Origin of the sequence: Erysipelatoclostridium sp. An173 (genome assembly GCF_002160495.1) — a bacterium.
GTDB classification, from domain to species: Bacteria; Bacillota_I; Bacilli_A; order Erysipelotrichales; family Coprobacillaceae; genus Thomasclavelia; species Thomasclavelia merdavium.
The window spans coordinates 1-14,857 of record NZ_NFKR01000011.1; the positions used below are offsets into that span (position 1 = coordinate 1).

General features: G+C 27.3%; 16 protein-coding genes and 1 tRNA gene. 12 read left to right on the top strand and 5 right to left on the bottom strand.

What is annotated here, in order from left to right; genetic code table 11:
* Positions 1-227: aldo/keto reductase (locus B5F09_RS06405; RefSeq protein ID WP_204215244.1), on the top strand; the 227-nt coding region annotated here is incomplete at its 5' end.
* A 19-nt stretch (positions 228-246) separates the two neighbouring features.
* Positions 247-1,221 (top strand): aldo/keto reductase, encoded by a 975-nt coding sequence (locus B5F09_RS06410; RefSeq protein ID WP_087372801.1) that lies wholly within the window; start codon positions 247-249, stop codon positions 1,219-1,221.
* A 29-nt stretch (positions 1,222-1,250) separates the two neighbouring features.
* On the opposite strand, the gene B5F09_RS06415 is transcribed toward B5F09_RS06410, so the two are convergent.
* A complete protein-coding gene (locus tag B5F09_RS06415; protein WP_087372804.1) occupies positions 1,251-1,637 on the bottom strand; it encodes a DUF3783 domain-containing protein in 387 nt (128 codons plus the stop codon).
* Between the two features lie 223 nt (positions 1,638-1,860).
* Between B5F09_RS06415 and B5F09_RS06420 the strand changes: the two genes are divergently transcribed.
* Genes B5F09_RS06420 through B5F09_RS06445 form a run of 6 tightly spaced genes read left to right on the top strand, consistent with a single transcriptional unit; the run spans position 1,861 to position 8,468 of the window.
* Positions 1,861-2,682 carry an ABC transporter permease gene (locus B5F09_RS06420; RefSeq protein WP_087372808.1) on the top strand — a complete coding sequence of 274 codons (822 nt, stop codon included), beginning with the start codon at positions 1,861-1,863 and terminating at the stop codon, positions 2,680-2,682.
* Between the two features lie 8 nt (positions 2,683-2,690).
* On the top strand, positions 2,691-3,518 hold the full coding sequence (locus B5F09_RS06425) for an ABC transporter ATP-binding protein (RefSeq protein WP_087372811.1): 828 nt from the start codon (positions 2,691-2,693) through the stop codon (positions 3,516-3,518).
* Between the two features lie 10 nt (positions 3,519-3,528).
* Positions 3,529-3,915 carry a glycerol-3-phosphate cytidylyltransferase gene (gene tagD, locus B5F09_RS06430; RefSeq protein ID WP_087302917.1) on the top strand — a complete coding sequence of 129 codons (387 nt, stop codon included), beginning with the start codon at positions 3,529-3,531 and terminating at the stop codon, positions 3,913-3,915.
* An 8-nt stretch (positions 3,916-3,923) separates the two neighbouring features.
* Positions 3,924-6,140, top strand: a complete 2,217-nt coding sequence (locus B5F09_RS06435; protein ID WP_087372814.1) for a bifunctional glycosyltransferase family 2 protein/CDP-glycerol:glycerophosphate glycerophosphotransferase — start codon at positions 3,924-3,926, stop codon at positions 6,138-6,140.
* A 34-nt stretch (positions 6,141-6,174) separates the two neighbouring features.
* Positions 6,175-7,353, top strand: a complete 1,179-nt coding sequence (locus B5F09_RS06440) for a CDP-glycerol glycerophosphotransferase family protein (RefSeq protein WP_087372817.1) — start codon at positions 6,175-6,177, stop codon at positions 7,351-7,353.
* A gap of 8 nt (positions 7,354-7,361) precedes the next feature.
* On the top strand, positions 7,362-8,468 hold the full coding sequence (locus B5F09_RS06445; protein ID WP_087372820.1) for a CDP-glycerol glycerophosphotransferase family protein: 1,107 nt from the start codon (positions 7,362-7,364) through the stop codon (positions 8,466-8,468).
* A 160-nt stretch (positions 8,469-8,628) separates the two neighbouring features.
* On the opposite strand, the gene B5F09_RS06450 is transcribed toward B5F09_RS06445, so the two are convergent.
* Complete coding sequence (locus B5F09_RS06450; protein ID WP_087372823.1) at positions 8,629-9,285, bottom strand: HAD family phosphatase; 657 nt, start codon at positions 9,283-9,285, stop codon at positions 8,629-8,631.
* Between the two features lie 102 nt (positions 9,286-9,387).
* Between B5F09_RS06450 and B5F09_RS06455 the strand changes: the two genes are divergently transcribed.
* From B5F09_RS06455 to B5F09_RS06465, 3 genes are read left to right on the top strand one after another with little or no spacing between them, the layout of a single operon-like run.
* Positions 9,388-9,723 (top strand): type II toxin-antitoxin system PemK/MazF family toxin, encoded by a 336-nt coding sequence (locus tag B5F09_RS06455; RefSeq protein WP_087302926.1) that lies wholly within the window; start codon positions 9,388-9,390, stop codon positions 9,721-9,723.
* Positions 9,724-9,772: 49 nt separating this feature from the next.
* Positions 9,773-10,624 carry a DUF975 family protein gene (locus B5F09_RS06460; RefSeq protein ID WP_087372826.1) on the top strand — a complete coding sequence of 284 codons (852 nt, stop codon included), beginning with the start codon at positions 9,773-9,775 and terminating at the stop codon, positions 10,622-10,624.
* A 12-nt stretch (positions 10,625-10,636) separates the two neighbouring features.
* The gene (locus tag B5F09_RS06465) at positions 10,637-11,371 is read left to right on the top strand and encodes a CPBP family intramembrane glutamic endopeptidase (protein ID WP_087302930.1); all 735 of its coding nucleotides are present in this window, start codon (positions 10,637-10,639) and stop codon (positions 11,369-11,371) included.
* 22 nt (positions 11,372-11,393) lie between these two features.
* Here the strand turns inward: B5F09_RS06465 and B5F09_RS06470 are convergent, their stop codons facing one another.
* Together B5F09_RS06470 and B5F09_RS06475 are read right to left on the bottom strand one after the other, a co-directional pair.
* Positions 11,394-11,912, bottom strand: a complete 519-nt coding sequence (locus B5F09_RS06470) for a phosphatase PAP2 family protein (protein WP_087372830.1) — start codon at positions 11,910-11,912, stop codon at positions 11,394-11,396.
* Complete coding sequence (locus tag B5F09_RS06475; RefSeq protein WP_087372833.1) at positions 11,899-13,362, bottom strand: HAD family phosphatase; 1,464 nt, start codon at positions 13,360-13,362, stop codon at positions 11,899-11,901. The genes B5F09_RS06470 and B5F09_RS06475 overlap by 14 nt, the downstream gene beginning before the upstream one ends.
* A 106-nt stretch (positions 13,363-13,468) precedes the next feature.
* On the opposite strand from B5F09_RS06475, the gene B5F09_RS06480 reads away from it, so the two are divergent.
* Positions 13,469-13,544: transfer RNA gene (locus B5F09_RS06480), tRNA-Lys, on the top strand.
* 146 nt (positions 13,545-13,690) lie between these two features.
* Here the strand turns inward: B5F09_RS06480 and B5F09_RS06485 are convergent.
* Positions 13,691-14,830: a site-specific integrase gene (locus B5F09_RS06485; RefSeq protein WP_087372836.1), complete on the bottom strand. Its 1,140-nt coding sequence runs from the start codon at positions 14,828-14,830 to the stop codon at positions 13,691-13,693.
* Positions 14,831-14,857 lie beyond the last annotated feature (27 nt).

A 14,857-nucleotide genomic window follows, 5' to 3' on the forward strand; every position in this document is an offset into this window, starting at 1 on the left:
GTAAATCTATTGCGCAAGTAATTTTAAGATGGTTAGTACAAAGAGGAATTGTACCACTAGCAAAATCAGTTAAAAAAGAAAGAATGCAAGAAAATATTAATATCTTTGATTTTGAATTAAATTATGAAGATATGGAAATAATTGAAAGTATGAATCGTAATAAAAGCTGTTTCTTTGATCATTATAATGCAGCAACTGTAGAAATGATTGCTGGACTAGATCGTTAATTATAAAAGGAGAATTTTAATGAGAAAACAAAAATTAGGTAAAGATTTAGAAGTGTCTGCAGTTGGTTTAGGATGTATGGGAATGACTCATGCATATGGTAAACCAGCCAACAAAGAGGAAATGAAAAAATTAATTATTCAAGCAGTTGAACAAGGATGTAATTTCTTTGATACTGCTGAATGTTATGTAGCAGAAAATGAAGATGGTACTATTGAATATAATGAAGAATTAGTTGGTGAAGCATTAGCACCTTATCGTGATCAAGTTATTATTGCAACAAAATGTGGGGTTCATCATCAAGGTACAAATCTTGTAATGGATGCTCGTCCAGAAACAATAAAAAAAGCAATTGAAGGAAGTTTGAAACGATTAAAAACTGATTATATTGATTTATATTATTTACATCGTATTGATCCTAATGTACCAATTGAAACAGTAGCTAAAACAATGAAAGAGCTAATGGAAGCTGGAAAAATTAGATATTGGGGTATTTCTGAAGCTGATGAAGATACAATTAGAAGAGCTCATGCAATTTGTCCATTAACAGCAATTCAAAACCGTTATTCTATGATGTATCGTGATTATGAAACACTATTCCCAGTTCTTGAAGAATTAAATATTTCTTTAGTTGCTTTTTCACCACTAGCCAATGGTTTATTATCTGATGCTTATAATAAAGATGTTAAATTTACTGATAAAGATGACTTTAGAACAAGAATGCCTCAATTTACACCTGAAGCATATGATGCTAATCAAGAATTAATGGAAATGATTAGAGCAATTTCTAAAGAAAAAAATTGTACCCCAGCTCAACTTTCATTAGCATGGATGATCAATAAAAAACCATATATTATCCCAATTCCAGGGACTCGTAAAAGTAACCGTTTAAAAGAAAACTTAGAATCAGCTAATGTTTATTTAACTGAAGAAGAAGTTGCTAAAATTGATTCTCTATTAGATAAAGTGCCAATGTCTGATTTATATGGACGTTAAAAAAAGCCAAAATAATTTTGGCTTTTTTGTTAATTAGTTTGTTTCATACCTGTAAATTCTAAATATTCTTTTTTAACATTTTCTAAAAGCTGTTTAAAAGTCCAGTCTATATTAGTTTTTGTAACAATAGCCTTTAAAGGAATAAATGGAATATTTGCTTCTTTGAAGATTTGTAATAAAATATCAACTTGCCCATCTTCAAAACCAGCTAAAACCATCATATCATCATGAGGAATAGACGTTAAAGCTTCAGTTCCTCGCTGGTAATCTTCAATACCTAAAATATAACCAATAGGACTCATTAAATCACTAGTTTTAACAATTATTACTTCAACATTTAATTTTTCTAATATTGAAATAATGGCTTTTCCCGCTTCAGTCTTATCAATATTATATAATAATACAGTTTCTTGCATAATTATTGCCTCTCTTTCGTAAATAAGATTATCATATTTTATTTATAGATTCAACTAAGATGATTTATTTGCAAAATAGTGCTAATAAAAGTAATGATTTCAATGCAAAAAATCTGAAAATATCTTTTATTTTTGTAAAAAATTATGTTATTTTATATTGTAATATAATTGTGCTATAATTATAATGATATTGTTGTAAATTAAAGTAGCTTGGAGGTATAAGATGCTAAAAAGTATAAAATATGTTCTAAAAGAGAATTTTAGTAATTTATTTAGAATATATTCTATTTCTAAATATGAACTACTATCAGATATGCGAGATTCAAAACTTGGAATCTTTTGGAATTTTGCAAATCCTTTTATTCAAATTTTAACTTATTATTTTGTTTTTGGATTTGTAATGAATCGAAATGCTGTTGATGGCTTTCCATTTATTCAATGGATGTTAGCCGGGATGGTAGTCTGGTTTTTTATTAATCCATGCATAACTCATGGAGCTAATGCGATTTTTTCAAAAATTGGAGTTATTACTAAAATGAAATTTCCAGTTAGCGTTTTGCCGGCTACTGTGGTCTTAAAAGAATTATTTAATCATGCTTGTATCTTGATTTTATTAGTATTGTTTTATTTTACACAAGGTATATATCCTTCTATACACTGGTTGGGTTTAATATATTATTGTTTTGCAGCATGTTGTTTTGCAATCAGTCTAGCAATGGTAACATCGGTTTTAAATATGATTGCTCGTGATACTAGAAAGTTAATTCTTGCTTGTATGCGTTTGATTTTATATTTAACACCAATCTTGTGGCCAATTTCTCGTTTTAGTGGACAAACACCTTTATTTAATTTTATTCGTTTTATAATGAATATTAATCCAATCTATTATATTGTTTGTGGATATCGTGATTGCTTTTTATATCATTATGGATTTATGCATTATTGGAAACAAATGGGTGTGTTCTGGTTGATTACAATTGTTTTATTTGTAATTGGATGCATGATGATGTATAAATTTAAACATAAGATTATTGATTTGATTTAGGTGATAAAATGGAAAATTATGCTATTAAATTTGAACATGTTTCAAAAATATATAAATTAAAAAAGAAAAATACTGGTAAAGGGAAAAGTAATGAAGCAAAACGCTTCTATGCTTTAAAAGATATTAGTTTTGAAATTCCTAAAGGTGAGGTTGTTGGGATTTTAGGAACTAATGGTTCTGGAAAGTCAACTTTATCACTTATTTTAGCTGGTATTAGTGAGATAGATGAGGGTGTTATGCATATAAATGGTGAACAGTCTTTAGTTGCAATCAATACTGGTTTAAATAAGCAGCTTACTGGTTTGGAAAATATTAATGTTAAAGGTGCTTTATTAGGACTTTCGAAAAAGAAAATTCAAGAAATCATCGATGGTGTTATTGAATTTGCAGAACTTGGTGATTTTTTGTATCAGCCTGTAAAGAAATATTCTAGTGGTATGAAATCCCGACTTGGATTTTCTATTTCAATTTATTTGGATCCTGATATTATTATTGTTGATGAGGCTTTATCAGTAGGTGATAAAGGTTTTGCTCAAAAATGTTTGAATAAAATGAATGAGCTAAAAGATAAGGGAAAAACAATTATATTTATTTCCCATTCATTACCTCAAGTAAGAAAGTTTTGCCAAAGTGCCATGTGGATAGAAGGTGGCATGCTTAAAGAATATGGGGAAGTTAACGAAGTATGTGATCATTATGGTGAATATGTAGACTATTACAATAGTCTTTCTAATAAAGAAAAAGCAAAAATCAGAGATAAAAAATTTGAAAAAAGAATTGTCCAAAACCCACAGATTAGTTTTTGGGAAAAAGTTATAGATCGCATAAAAGGATAGGTGAATTAAAATGAAGAAGGTAATTACATATGGAACATTTGATCTATTTCATGTAGGTCATTTGAATATTTTAAAAAGAGCTAAAGAGTTAGGTGATTATTTAATTGTTGCTGTAAGCAGTGATGCATTTAACGCTCAAAAAGGAAAAAAAGCATATCATAGTGAACAAGATCGTAAGTTAATTTTAGAGGCTATTAGATATGTTGATGAAGTAATTCTTGAAGAATCTTGGGATCAAAAGATAAGAGATATTCAAGAACATGATGTTGATGTATTTGTTATGGGTGACGATTGGAAAGGAAAATTTGATTTCTTAAAAGATTATTGTGAAGTTGTTTATTTACCACGTACAGAAGGTATTTCTACAACTAAAATAAAAGATGATTTACATAAGTAGGTAAAAAGATGAAGTTAAGTATAATTATTCCTTACGATCGTTATGAACAATATTTATATGATTGTTTAGAAAGTATTAGTGAACAAAATCTAGATGATTTTGAAACATTATTAATAGCTAGTAAAAGCGCTAAAATTGATCAACAAATTCAAGAATATCCTGTTAATTTAAAAATTATTACGGTAGAAGATGGCTTAAATGTCGCTAAAAAACGTAATATTGGATTAGAAAATGCTTGTGGTGAATATATTTATTTTATTGATTGGGATGATTATTTAATGCCAGGATCATTAAATACTTTATTAACACGAGCAAGTCAGGATAATTTAGATTTAGTTGCTGGAATTCGAAAAGTTACCTGGTTTAAAAAGAAAGTTTTTGAAACTATGGGTGATGAAAAGAACAATGAGTTGAATCTAAAAGATAAAGATCATGATCTTGATAATAAATTTCTTGAAAAGGAATATAATGAAGATAATTATAGTGAATATGCTACTGATATTTTAATAAGAACTAGACATGCAATTAGAAATATATCAGTTTTGAATATTTTAATTAAAGCACAATTAATCAAAGAACATCAATTGCGATTCAATGAAGATTTTAATTATTATTGTGATGCACCATTTGTAGTGCAGTTATTAAATTTTGCTCGCAGTTTTGATCGTGTTGATCAAGCTATTTATGTAAAAAGAAAGCACAATGATCCAATTAATAATCCAGCATTATCTCAGATAAAAGATTCAGAAAATAAATTTGATGAATTTATAGCTGCTTATCGTTATTGTGCGGCTATTATTCCACCAGAAAGCTATATTCGTTATTATCTGGATTCAAAAATGTTGCGTTATTATACTAAATTTTTTGCTCGAAAGATTCGTCGTAGTAAAAATGATTTATGGCGCACAGAGCGTTTTGAAGTGATGTCTGAAGTTCTAAAGAATATTCAACCAAGACTATTGTCTAGATGCTCTCGTTACAGTAAAAAAATTGTTAATGCTTGTATCAATAAAGATTTAGCGACTGTAAAAAGAGCGGTGAATCGTCATCTTGCAAAAATCAAATTTAAGAAAATTCTTAAAAATAAAAACGAGATGAACAAATATCTTTATCAACATAAATATATTAATAAACCAATTAAAGAAAATTTAATTATGTTTGAAACATTTATGGGAAAAAGTTATGCTGATTCACCTAAATATATCTATGAATATCTAGGGAAAAATTATCCAGGTAAATATGAATTTGTTTGGGTTTTAAATGATCCTCATGAAAAATTACCATATGGTGGTAAAATTGTAAAAAGATTTACACGTGAATATGCTTATTATTTAGGGGTTAGTAAATATTTTGTTTTTAATATTCGTCAGCCATTATGGTTTAGAAAACGTGAAGAACAAGTATTTTTAGAAACCTGGCATGGAACACCGCTAAAACGATTAGCATTTGATCAAGAAGAAGTAACTGCTGCTTCACCAACTTATAAAGCACAGTTTTATCGTCAAAAGAAAGAATGGGATTATTTGATTGCCCCAAATAAATTTTCTAGTGATATTTTTAAAAGCTGTTTTATGTACGATGGTAATATGTTAGAAACTGGATATCCTCGTAATGATTTATTATCTGCTAGTAATCGTGATGAAATAGCATTAAATTTAAAGAAAAAACTTGGAATTCCTTTAGATAAGAAAACTATTTTATATGCACCAACCTGGCGTGACGATGAATATTATGGAAATGGTAGATATAAGTTTAAATTGAAGTTAGATTTAGATTTATTGAAAAAAGAATTAGGAGATCAATATGTTGTGTTGTTAAGAACACATCATTACATTGCTGATAATTTAGATGTAACAGGTTTAGAAGATTTTGCATTTAATTTAAGTAAATATGATGATATTACTGAAATATATTTAATTAGTGATATTTGTATTACTGATTATTCTAGTGTTTTCTTTGATTATGCTAATTTAAAAAGACCGTTATTATTTTATACCTATGATTTAGATAAATATCGTGATGTATTACGAGGTTTTTATATTGATATGGAAACTGAATTACCAGGTCCATTAGTATTTTCTAGTGAAGAAGTGGTTGACAAAATTAAAAATATTGATCAGTTAAATGCTGATTATCAAGAAAAATATCAACAATTTTATCAACGCTTTTGTTCATGGGAAGATGGCAATGCTAGTAAACGTGTTGTTGAAGAAGTGTTTAAATAAGGGGCAATACCCCTTATTTTTATAGGAGGAAAAAATGAAGCTGATAAAAAAATTTTTAGGAAAAATGATACGTATAATTTATCGCTTAGGATATCGTTTTATTCCTTGTGATAAAAACACGATTTTGTTTATTTCTTTTCATGGTCGTGGTTATTCTGATAATCCGATGGCCTTACATCAATATATGACGGCACATCAAGAATATCAAAAATATCGTTGCATTTTTGCAATAAAACATCATCGAAAAAAGAATATCCAGATACCAAATGCTAAGATTATTGAATATTTTAGTATACCATATTTCTTTTATTTAGCCCGCAGTAAATATTGGATTTCTAATTGTAAATTACCAAAGTATGTCTTAAAGAAAAAAAATCAAATATATTTACAAACTTGGCATGGTACACCGCTAAAAAAATTAGCTCATGATATTGAAGTTCCTGAAGGAACAACTTTTTATCGTAGTGAAATGTCAGTTGAAGAAATGCGTTCAACTTATGATAATGATGTAAGTAAATATAATTATATGATTAGCCCTAGTAGTTTTACTACTGAAGTATTTCAAAGTGCGTTTGCTATTAATAAAGAAAGATTAATTGAAACAGGCTATCCTCGTAATGATATTTTATCTAATTATACTGAGGATGATGTTATGAAAATTAAAGCTAAATTGAACTTGCCTAAAGATAAAAAAATTATTTTATATGCGCCAACCTGGCGTGATAATTCATATAATTTAAAAGGTTATACTTTTAAGCTTGAAGTTGATTTTAAAAAATGGCAGCAAGTTTTACAAGATGAATATATTGTATTATTTAAGCCGCATTATTTAATTGTAAATGATTTTGATTTAGAAGCCGTTAAGGATTTTGTTTATTTTATCGATCCTCAATCAGATATTAGTTCATTATATCTAATTGCTGATGTTTTAATAACTGATTATTCAAGTGTTTTCTTTGATTATGCAATTTTAAAAAGACCAATTTATTTCTATATGTATGATTTAGATAGTTATCGTGATGAATTAAGAGGTTTTTATTTAGATATTTATAATGATCTTCCTGGTGAAGTTATTGAAAATGAAGATGATCTTTTATATAAAGTTGCCAATCATTGTTATGATTATTCAAAACTAGAAGTATTTAACCAGCGGTTTAATAATCATGAAGATGGAAATGCAAGTAAACGTGTTGTTGAAATATTATTTAAGTAGGTGAGAAAATGGGAATAAAAAAGATTATAATTTATATTATTCTTAAAATAAGTAATATTTTTGTAAGTCGTTTTTCTATTAAGCAAAATCAAATTGCATTTGTTTCGCTAGAATCTAATCATTTAGAAAGTGATTTAAAGATTATTTATGATGGTCTTAAAAATAAAAAAGATTATGATTTAAAAACAGTATTAATAAATTATAATAAGAAATCATTGATAAATAATTTTTTGTACATGTTGAATTGTATTAAACAAATATATGTTATAAACACTTCAAAATTAGTTTTAATTACTGATAATAATTATGTTATAAGTAATTTTAAACGAGAAGGGGTAACTGTTGTTCAAGTCTGGCATGCAACAGGAGCAATTAAAAAATTTGGAAATGCGATTAAGCGTGAATATCCAATTAGAAATTACGATTATGTCATAAGTAATAGTGATTATTGGAAAGAACCATATCATGAAGCTTTTGCGGTAAGCAAAGATCATGTAATTACTACGGGGATGCCGCGTGTTGATCATTTAAATGATGATAATTATTTAAATACTACTAAACAAAAACTGATTAGTAAGTACCCTGTTTTAGAAAATAAAAAGATAATTTTATATGCACCAACATTTAGAGGAAATATTTATCAAGGTTTTAAAGCAGTAGATTTTGATGCTACAAAAGTTTTAAATGCTTTAGGTGATGATTATGTTTTAATTTATAAATTCCACCCTTTATTGTTAAAAGCAAAATTACAAGATGATAAACGGATCATAAATTTAAATCATGAAGATACTCATGATTTATTTACAGTTAGTGATATGCTGATCTCTGATTTTTCTTCGATAATCTTTGATTATTCTTTATTAAATAAACCGATGTATTTTTATGTTCCGGATTTAGATGAATATTTGAAGACATTAGGATGTTTTGTTGATTATAGTCAAGTGATGCCAGGGGCAATTTGTAAAAATGAAACTGAAGTAATTGATGCTATTAAGGAAAATAAAAGCTATGATATTAAAGAATTTAGTCAAATGTTTTTTAAATATCAAGATGGAAAAAATAGCGAACGAGTTATTCAATTAATTGATCAGATAATGAATGATGTAGTAAAATAATTTAAGATTATTAATTTATAAGTGTTGATAAAAAGATTAGGATTTGTAGACATACAGTATGCTAATCTTTTTTTAGTTAGTATCAAAAAAGGAATCGATTATGAAATGAACTCAATTATTTGGGTATCCAAATAATTGAGTTCACTTCATTAATTCCTCCTTATTTATTGTTTTCTTCTAAAAAATCTTTTACCTGGAATAAGTTATCCATGATCTTATAAGTCATTTTAACATATTTTTCTTCAGGATATTTCATATCAGGAATCCCGATTACTTTTATCTCAGCATTATAAGCGGCATTGATACCTGATTCAGAGTCTTCTAAAACTAAGGCATCTTGTGGTGATACTTGTAGTTTTTGACAAGCTTTTAAGAATACTTCAGGATTTGGTTTTCCTTTTGTTACTTCATCACCGCAAATAGAATCATCAAAATATTGATCGATTTGGGCTTGTTTAACAATTAAGTCAACTCGATTACGATGAGAACTTGTTGCAATAATTGTTTTATAATTATTTTCTTTTAAATATTTTAATAATTCAACTAATCCTGGTTTTAAAGGTACGCCCTCAGTTTCAAAACGTTTAGCAATATAAGCATGAACATCTTTAATAATTTGGTCAACATCATATTGTGGACCATAATCTTCTTTAAATAAATCATGAACAGCTTTTACTGGTTTTCCTAAAAGCGTTTTGTATTTTTCTTCACTCATTGTTAGGTTTTCTTTAGCTAAAACATGTTGATACCCCTCAAAGGTTACACGTTCGCTGTCAATCATTAAACCATCCATATCAAAAATTACTGCTTTTATCATTTTTGTTTACCTCCATATTGATAAGATAATCATACCATATAACTCTTTTATTGGGTATAAAATTTATCTTTAATCATATATTGCAATAAAGGAGTTGTTGTTATGATACATAGAGGGGAAATCTATTATGCTGATTTATCACCAGTTGTAGGAAGTGAACAAGGTGGATATCGACCAGTAATAATATTACAAAACAATAAAGGTAATCGTTATTCAACAACAGTTATTATTGCACCGATATCATCAAGGTTAACTAAAAATCCTTTGCCAACCCATGTTATGTTAGAGACGGGGTCATTAGAAAAAAAGAGTGTTGTATTATTAGAACAGATTAGAACGATTGATAAAAAGCGTATTAAAGAAAAGGTTGGAAAAATTGATAATCGAATTATGAAACAGATTAATCAAGCTATAAAAACTAGTTTAGACATCAAATAATTCCCTTTAATGCTATTATTTGATATAATAATAACATGGAGGGATTAGTATGAATGTTCGTGATATAAAGACCAAGGCTAGAAGTATGATTGCTACTAATCGTAGTAGTATTGTAATGATATTTTTATTTATTGGTATCATGATGGTTGCTATAAATTATTTAATTCAATTAATTGGAAGTAGTATTCCGTTTTTGATAACTATATTGGGTTTTTTGGTTTTACCGTTTTCACATGGTAAAGTAGTAACTGCTTTAAAAACAGTTAATGAACGAAGTGATGAATTATCAATAGAACAAGATGGTTTAGTTGGGATAAAAAGGTATAAAGATTTATTTTTTACTTATTTTATTAAAGAATTATTGTTGTTATTTTTATTGATGTTAGTTCTTTTAATTATTGCTCTGGTTTCAAAGTTAATAATTGGCGATGCTGCCTTTAATAGTATTATATCGTTTATTATGCAATCAGGATTTGAAACAACAGATATTAGTACTATTTTAAATGATCCAAAAATGGTTACAGTGATAGAAAATATTGGTAATATCTTTTTTTGGGGTAGTATTGTGTTGATAGTTGTTTTAATAATGTATTCATTATATTTTGCTTTAACACCATATTTATTAGAAAAATACAATATAAAGGGTGCTAAGGCGATGAGTGAATCAGCTCGGTTAATGAAAGGGCATAAATCAACTTTAGTAGTACTATATCTTTCTTATATTGGCTGGTATTTTTTAGCGGTACTTATTATGACTGTTGTTACAATGATTATTCCAGTACCAATTATTGTAGATGTACTTACGACAATTGTGGGTGTTTATTTATTTACAGCTGAACTAGAAGTATGTAAAGCAGTATTTTTTGAAGAAATTGATTTAGAAGATAAAAACCAGATTTAGCGGGGTGTTAATTTGAATTTGATTGAAACAGTGAAGTTAAATAATCGGCAAAAAGCAATTGGGGTAATTCTTCTTTTTCCCTGGTATTTGTATTTTGCACCGACAATTTTGAATTTTTTAATAAATCTTTATTTAATGTATATTAGCAATGCTTATTCAGCTGATTTTGTAAATATTATTTATAATATGTTAATAGGGATTGCTTCGGCTATACCGATAATATTTGTTTTAAAAGATTTCTTAATTGAAAATTGGAAAATTTTTAAAGATAAATTTTTAGAAAATATTATTTGGGTACTTACAATCGGTTTAGTTGTATCTTATGGGTTAGCTTTCGTTGGTACAGCTATTGAAACTTTGATTTTAGGATCTCAGGCTTCTGATGCTACTAATCAAGTATTTGTAGAATCATTAGTGAAATCTAATCTGCCATTAATGTTTATCCAAAGTGTTATTTTAGCTCCTTTTGTTGAAGAAATGTTATTTAGAGGGGTTATTTTCAATACATTAAGGCAAAAAAATAAAGTTTTAGCGCATATACTTTCAGCATTTTTGTTTGGTTTATTACATGTTTATACTTACATTCTTGCAGGGGACATGACTGAATGGATTAAGCTGATTCCATATATGGCAACAGGGTTATCACTTTCTTATGTATATGAAAAAAGACAGACGATTTTTGCGTCTATCTTGTTACATATGGCAAAGAACTTGATTGCGGTTTTAAGTATTGGATTATTAATTTAGTGCCAGTTTTTGGCACTTTTTTTTATATTAACATAACAATTACTCCTACTAAAATACCTAAAATCATTCCAAAAGTAACATCACTTAAATAATGGACAAACAGATATAATCTAGAAAATGCCATTATAAAAGCGAAGATCATAAAAATTACCCCTGCTTTAGGAAATAAAAAACATACTGTCGTTGCACAAGCAAAGCTTGAAGTAGTATGTCCAGATGGAAATGAATAGTCATTAGGAATAGCTATTAACATGTTTACATCTGTAAATGTATGACAAGGACGTTTTCTTTTTACAAGTGATTTAATAGTTACTTGACCAATGATTGTTGAAGCAAGTAGGGCTGTTAACATTCTTTGGGCAAGAAAACGAGTTTGACTATGAAGACTCAATATTAAAATTAAGCCAAGCCAAATCATTCCAAAATCACCAATTCCAGTGATCAGTATCATGATCTTATTTAGAAAATGGTGATGATAGTATTTTAAAAAATAGTGTGATGTTTTTACATCTATTTCTTTAATTTTATTAATTATCTTCATTTTCGACTCCGATGTTTTTAATTAATCGATAAACTAATTTACATATATAAATAATGATAATATTAAATATAATGGCAAAAAGAAGTTCTATCGCTAAAGTTGATAAAAACTGATTTCCAGCAGTTATTGTTGAATAATCAGGAACTAGGCTAATTAAGCTATTTAAACCGTTAAAAATCAATTTAAATGGTGCTAAGGCAATAGTAATATATAATTCAATGATTTTACTTACAATACTAGCACCAATACCAGGACCATTAATAAAATCTTCAAAACCAACATAAAGTAATAATGCTATAAATGATACTAAGGCATCAATAATTAAAGTATAGCCAAAATCAGCAAGTTTTGATCCGATAGTTTTTTCTTTTTCTATTTGTAGTTTTTCTTGTTTGTTTTCTTCAATATTTTCGTTAGAAACATTTCCATTGATCTGGTCAATTAAATTATTGACTTCATTTAAATCAGTACCAATAGAAGTTTTTGTATTTTTTTGATTTTTTAATAATGATGATAAATCATTGTTTTTTTTATTTATAGAAGAATCTTTGTTGGATTCGTTATTTGAATATTCTTTAAAAAAACTAGGTTCTATTATTGGATAATTATCTTCACTTACAATTTGTCCTAAAAAATAATGATATGTATCGCGTACTAATTCAATTAATTGTTCATCATTTTTATATTCTTCTAATAAATGATGATAGGTTTGATTTAAGGTTTCTAAATCCATATCTTTAGACATGCCAAGTAATGGTGAATAAATTTCCATAGTATCATATGGTGAAAACAAAAAGACATTAATAACGTCAAAGTTGTTTTTAGCAATTTTAAAAACACGAGGAATTACTGTTTCATTGGCACTGCATAAATCATTAAGATAGATTACATTCATTAATATTTGATTTCCAGCTGATAATAAACTTGGGAAATTGGCAACTAACATTGCTTCGCTAGGTTGACAATCTAATTGTTCTAAAGTGGTTGTTAAAACAGCTGGATCAGGTAAGCCAGGTAATTCACTATCGCCACCAATGATAAAATCAATTTGATTATATAATTTTGTTAATTGTAAATATCTAATAGCACTTTTTATTTTATGGGTTGATAAAACAGCAACTTTTATTTTTCTTTGATTAAAGAAATGTAATAATTCTTCAGTACCTTCCTTTTTTATAGCATCAGGTTTTAATTTTGCGTATTCAAATAAATCACGTTCAATAACATTATTAATTTCTTCACTGCTATAATTATTACTAATAGGGAATTGTTGATACATTGTTTTCATATTACCTAAAGAATCTTCAAATTCTTTTTTAGTAATATTATAATTATGTTTTTTACATATTCTTTTGAAATAGTTAAAACGAAGCCGATTTAAATCTAATAAACCGCCATCTAGTGGAATTATAACTACTTTTATATTATTAACCGTTTGTTTGTAAAACATTGCCAAGTCACCCCATTCATTGATTAATTATATCATAGCTATTTAGTTTTTTCATTATTTTTCACTTGCTTTTCTTATAAGGTTGATGTATTATAATATTTGTCATCTCTCCTTAGCTCAGCTGGCAGAGCAACTGACTCTTAATCAGTGGGTCTAGGGTTCGAATCCCTAAGGGGAGACCAGAGAAAAAATCGGCTAAAATCCTTGATTTTACTAGGGTTTAGCCGTTTTTTATTTTTGTTATTGACTTTGTTATTACATCTAATTTAATCGGATTTAATTGAATTGTTAGTAGTCAAAAAGTAGTCAAAATAATAGAGAAAAAAAGTTACTTTGTTTCAAGTAACTTTTTATTAAAAAATTTTTTTGTATTATTTAATTTATTTTCTATATATTGATCCATTACGTTATTGTTTCTTAATTTTTCTTTATCCAAGTGAATATATACATCATTTAACATTTTGCTATCACTATGCCCCATATAATATTCAGCATCTTTTAATTTTATTCCAGAATAATACAAAAGTGTTGCATAAGTATGTCTAAAAATATAAGGTGTAAATCCATCTGGATTAAATTGAATATCCAGTTCCAATGCTTTAGCAGTTATTTTATCAATTATTTTTTTAAATAGCCATTTATAACCTTGGTAGGTTAAATAATCGTTACCATCGCTTAAATTTGTAAATAGCTTATCATATTTTAAGGTACTAAGATAATACTCTATAAAAGGAATTGTATTAGTAAATAAAGGTACCTCTCTATTGCTGCTATTATTTTTTGTAAACTTTTGAAAAATTGCTTTGTTTGAAACATATACAACAGTCTTATTAACAATTACATATCCGTAATCATTATTAATTATAAAATCTTTTTTAGTTAACGCTCGTGTTTCTTCTGGTCTAAGTCCACAATACTTGCTCATAATAACAAACATTTTCTCACGATCAGTAAAATCAGCAACTTCAGTTAGATAGAATTCTTCATTTGTTAATATTCTTTTCTTTTTAGCTTCTAATTTGGGCTTTTTTATTCGTCTACATGGATTTTTAAGAATGATTTCATCATCAATAGCATTTTCCATTATTTGATTTACAGTCATATAAACCTTGTTTGCGGTATTAGGTTTATCAATTAAGTCATTAATAAGCATTTGTATATCAGTTTTTTTTATATCACTAACTTTTTTATAATCAATTCTACTAAAATGATTATTTAATAAAGATTTATAACTATGCTGTGATTTAATGTTTATCGATGGTTTCTTACTATCAAACCAAATCCATTTGTAATCTATAAATTTAATATCATTAGTTCTTAATGATTTACCCTGTTTATAATTAACTAGCATGTCTATTTTCTTTTTATCCAATTCTTTAACAGATTTAGCATATAATACATATCTTTTGCCATCCAGCGTTAATGATGTACTATATCTGCCATCTTTTCTTTTTTTATATTTGGCCATATAAACACGTCCTTTCTTGTTTGCCTT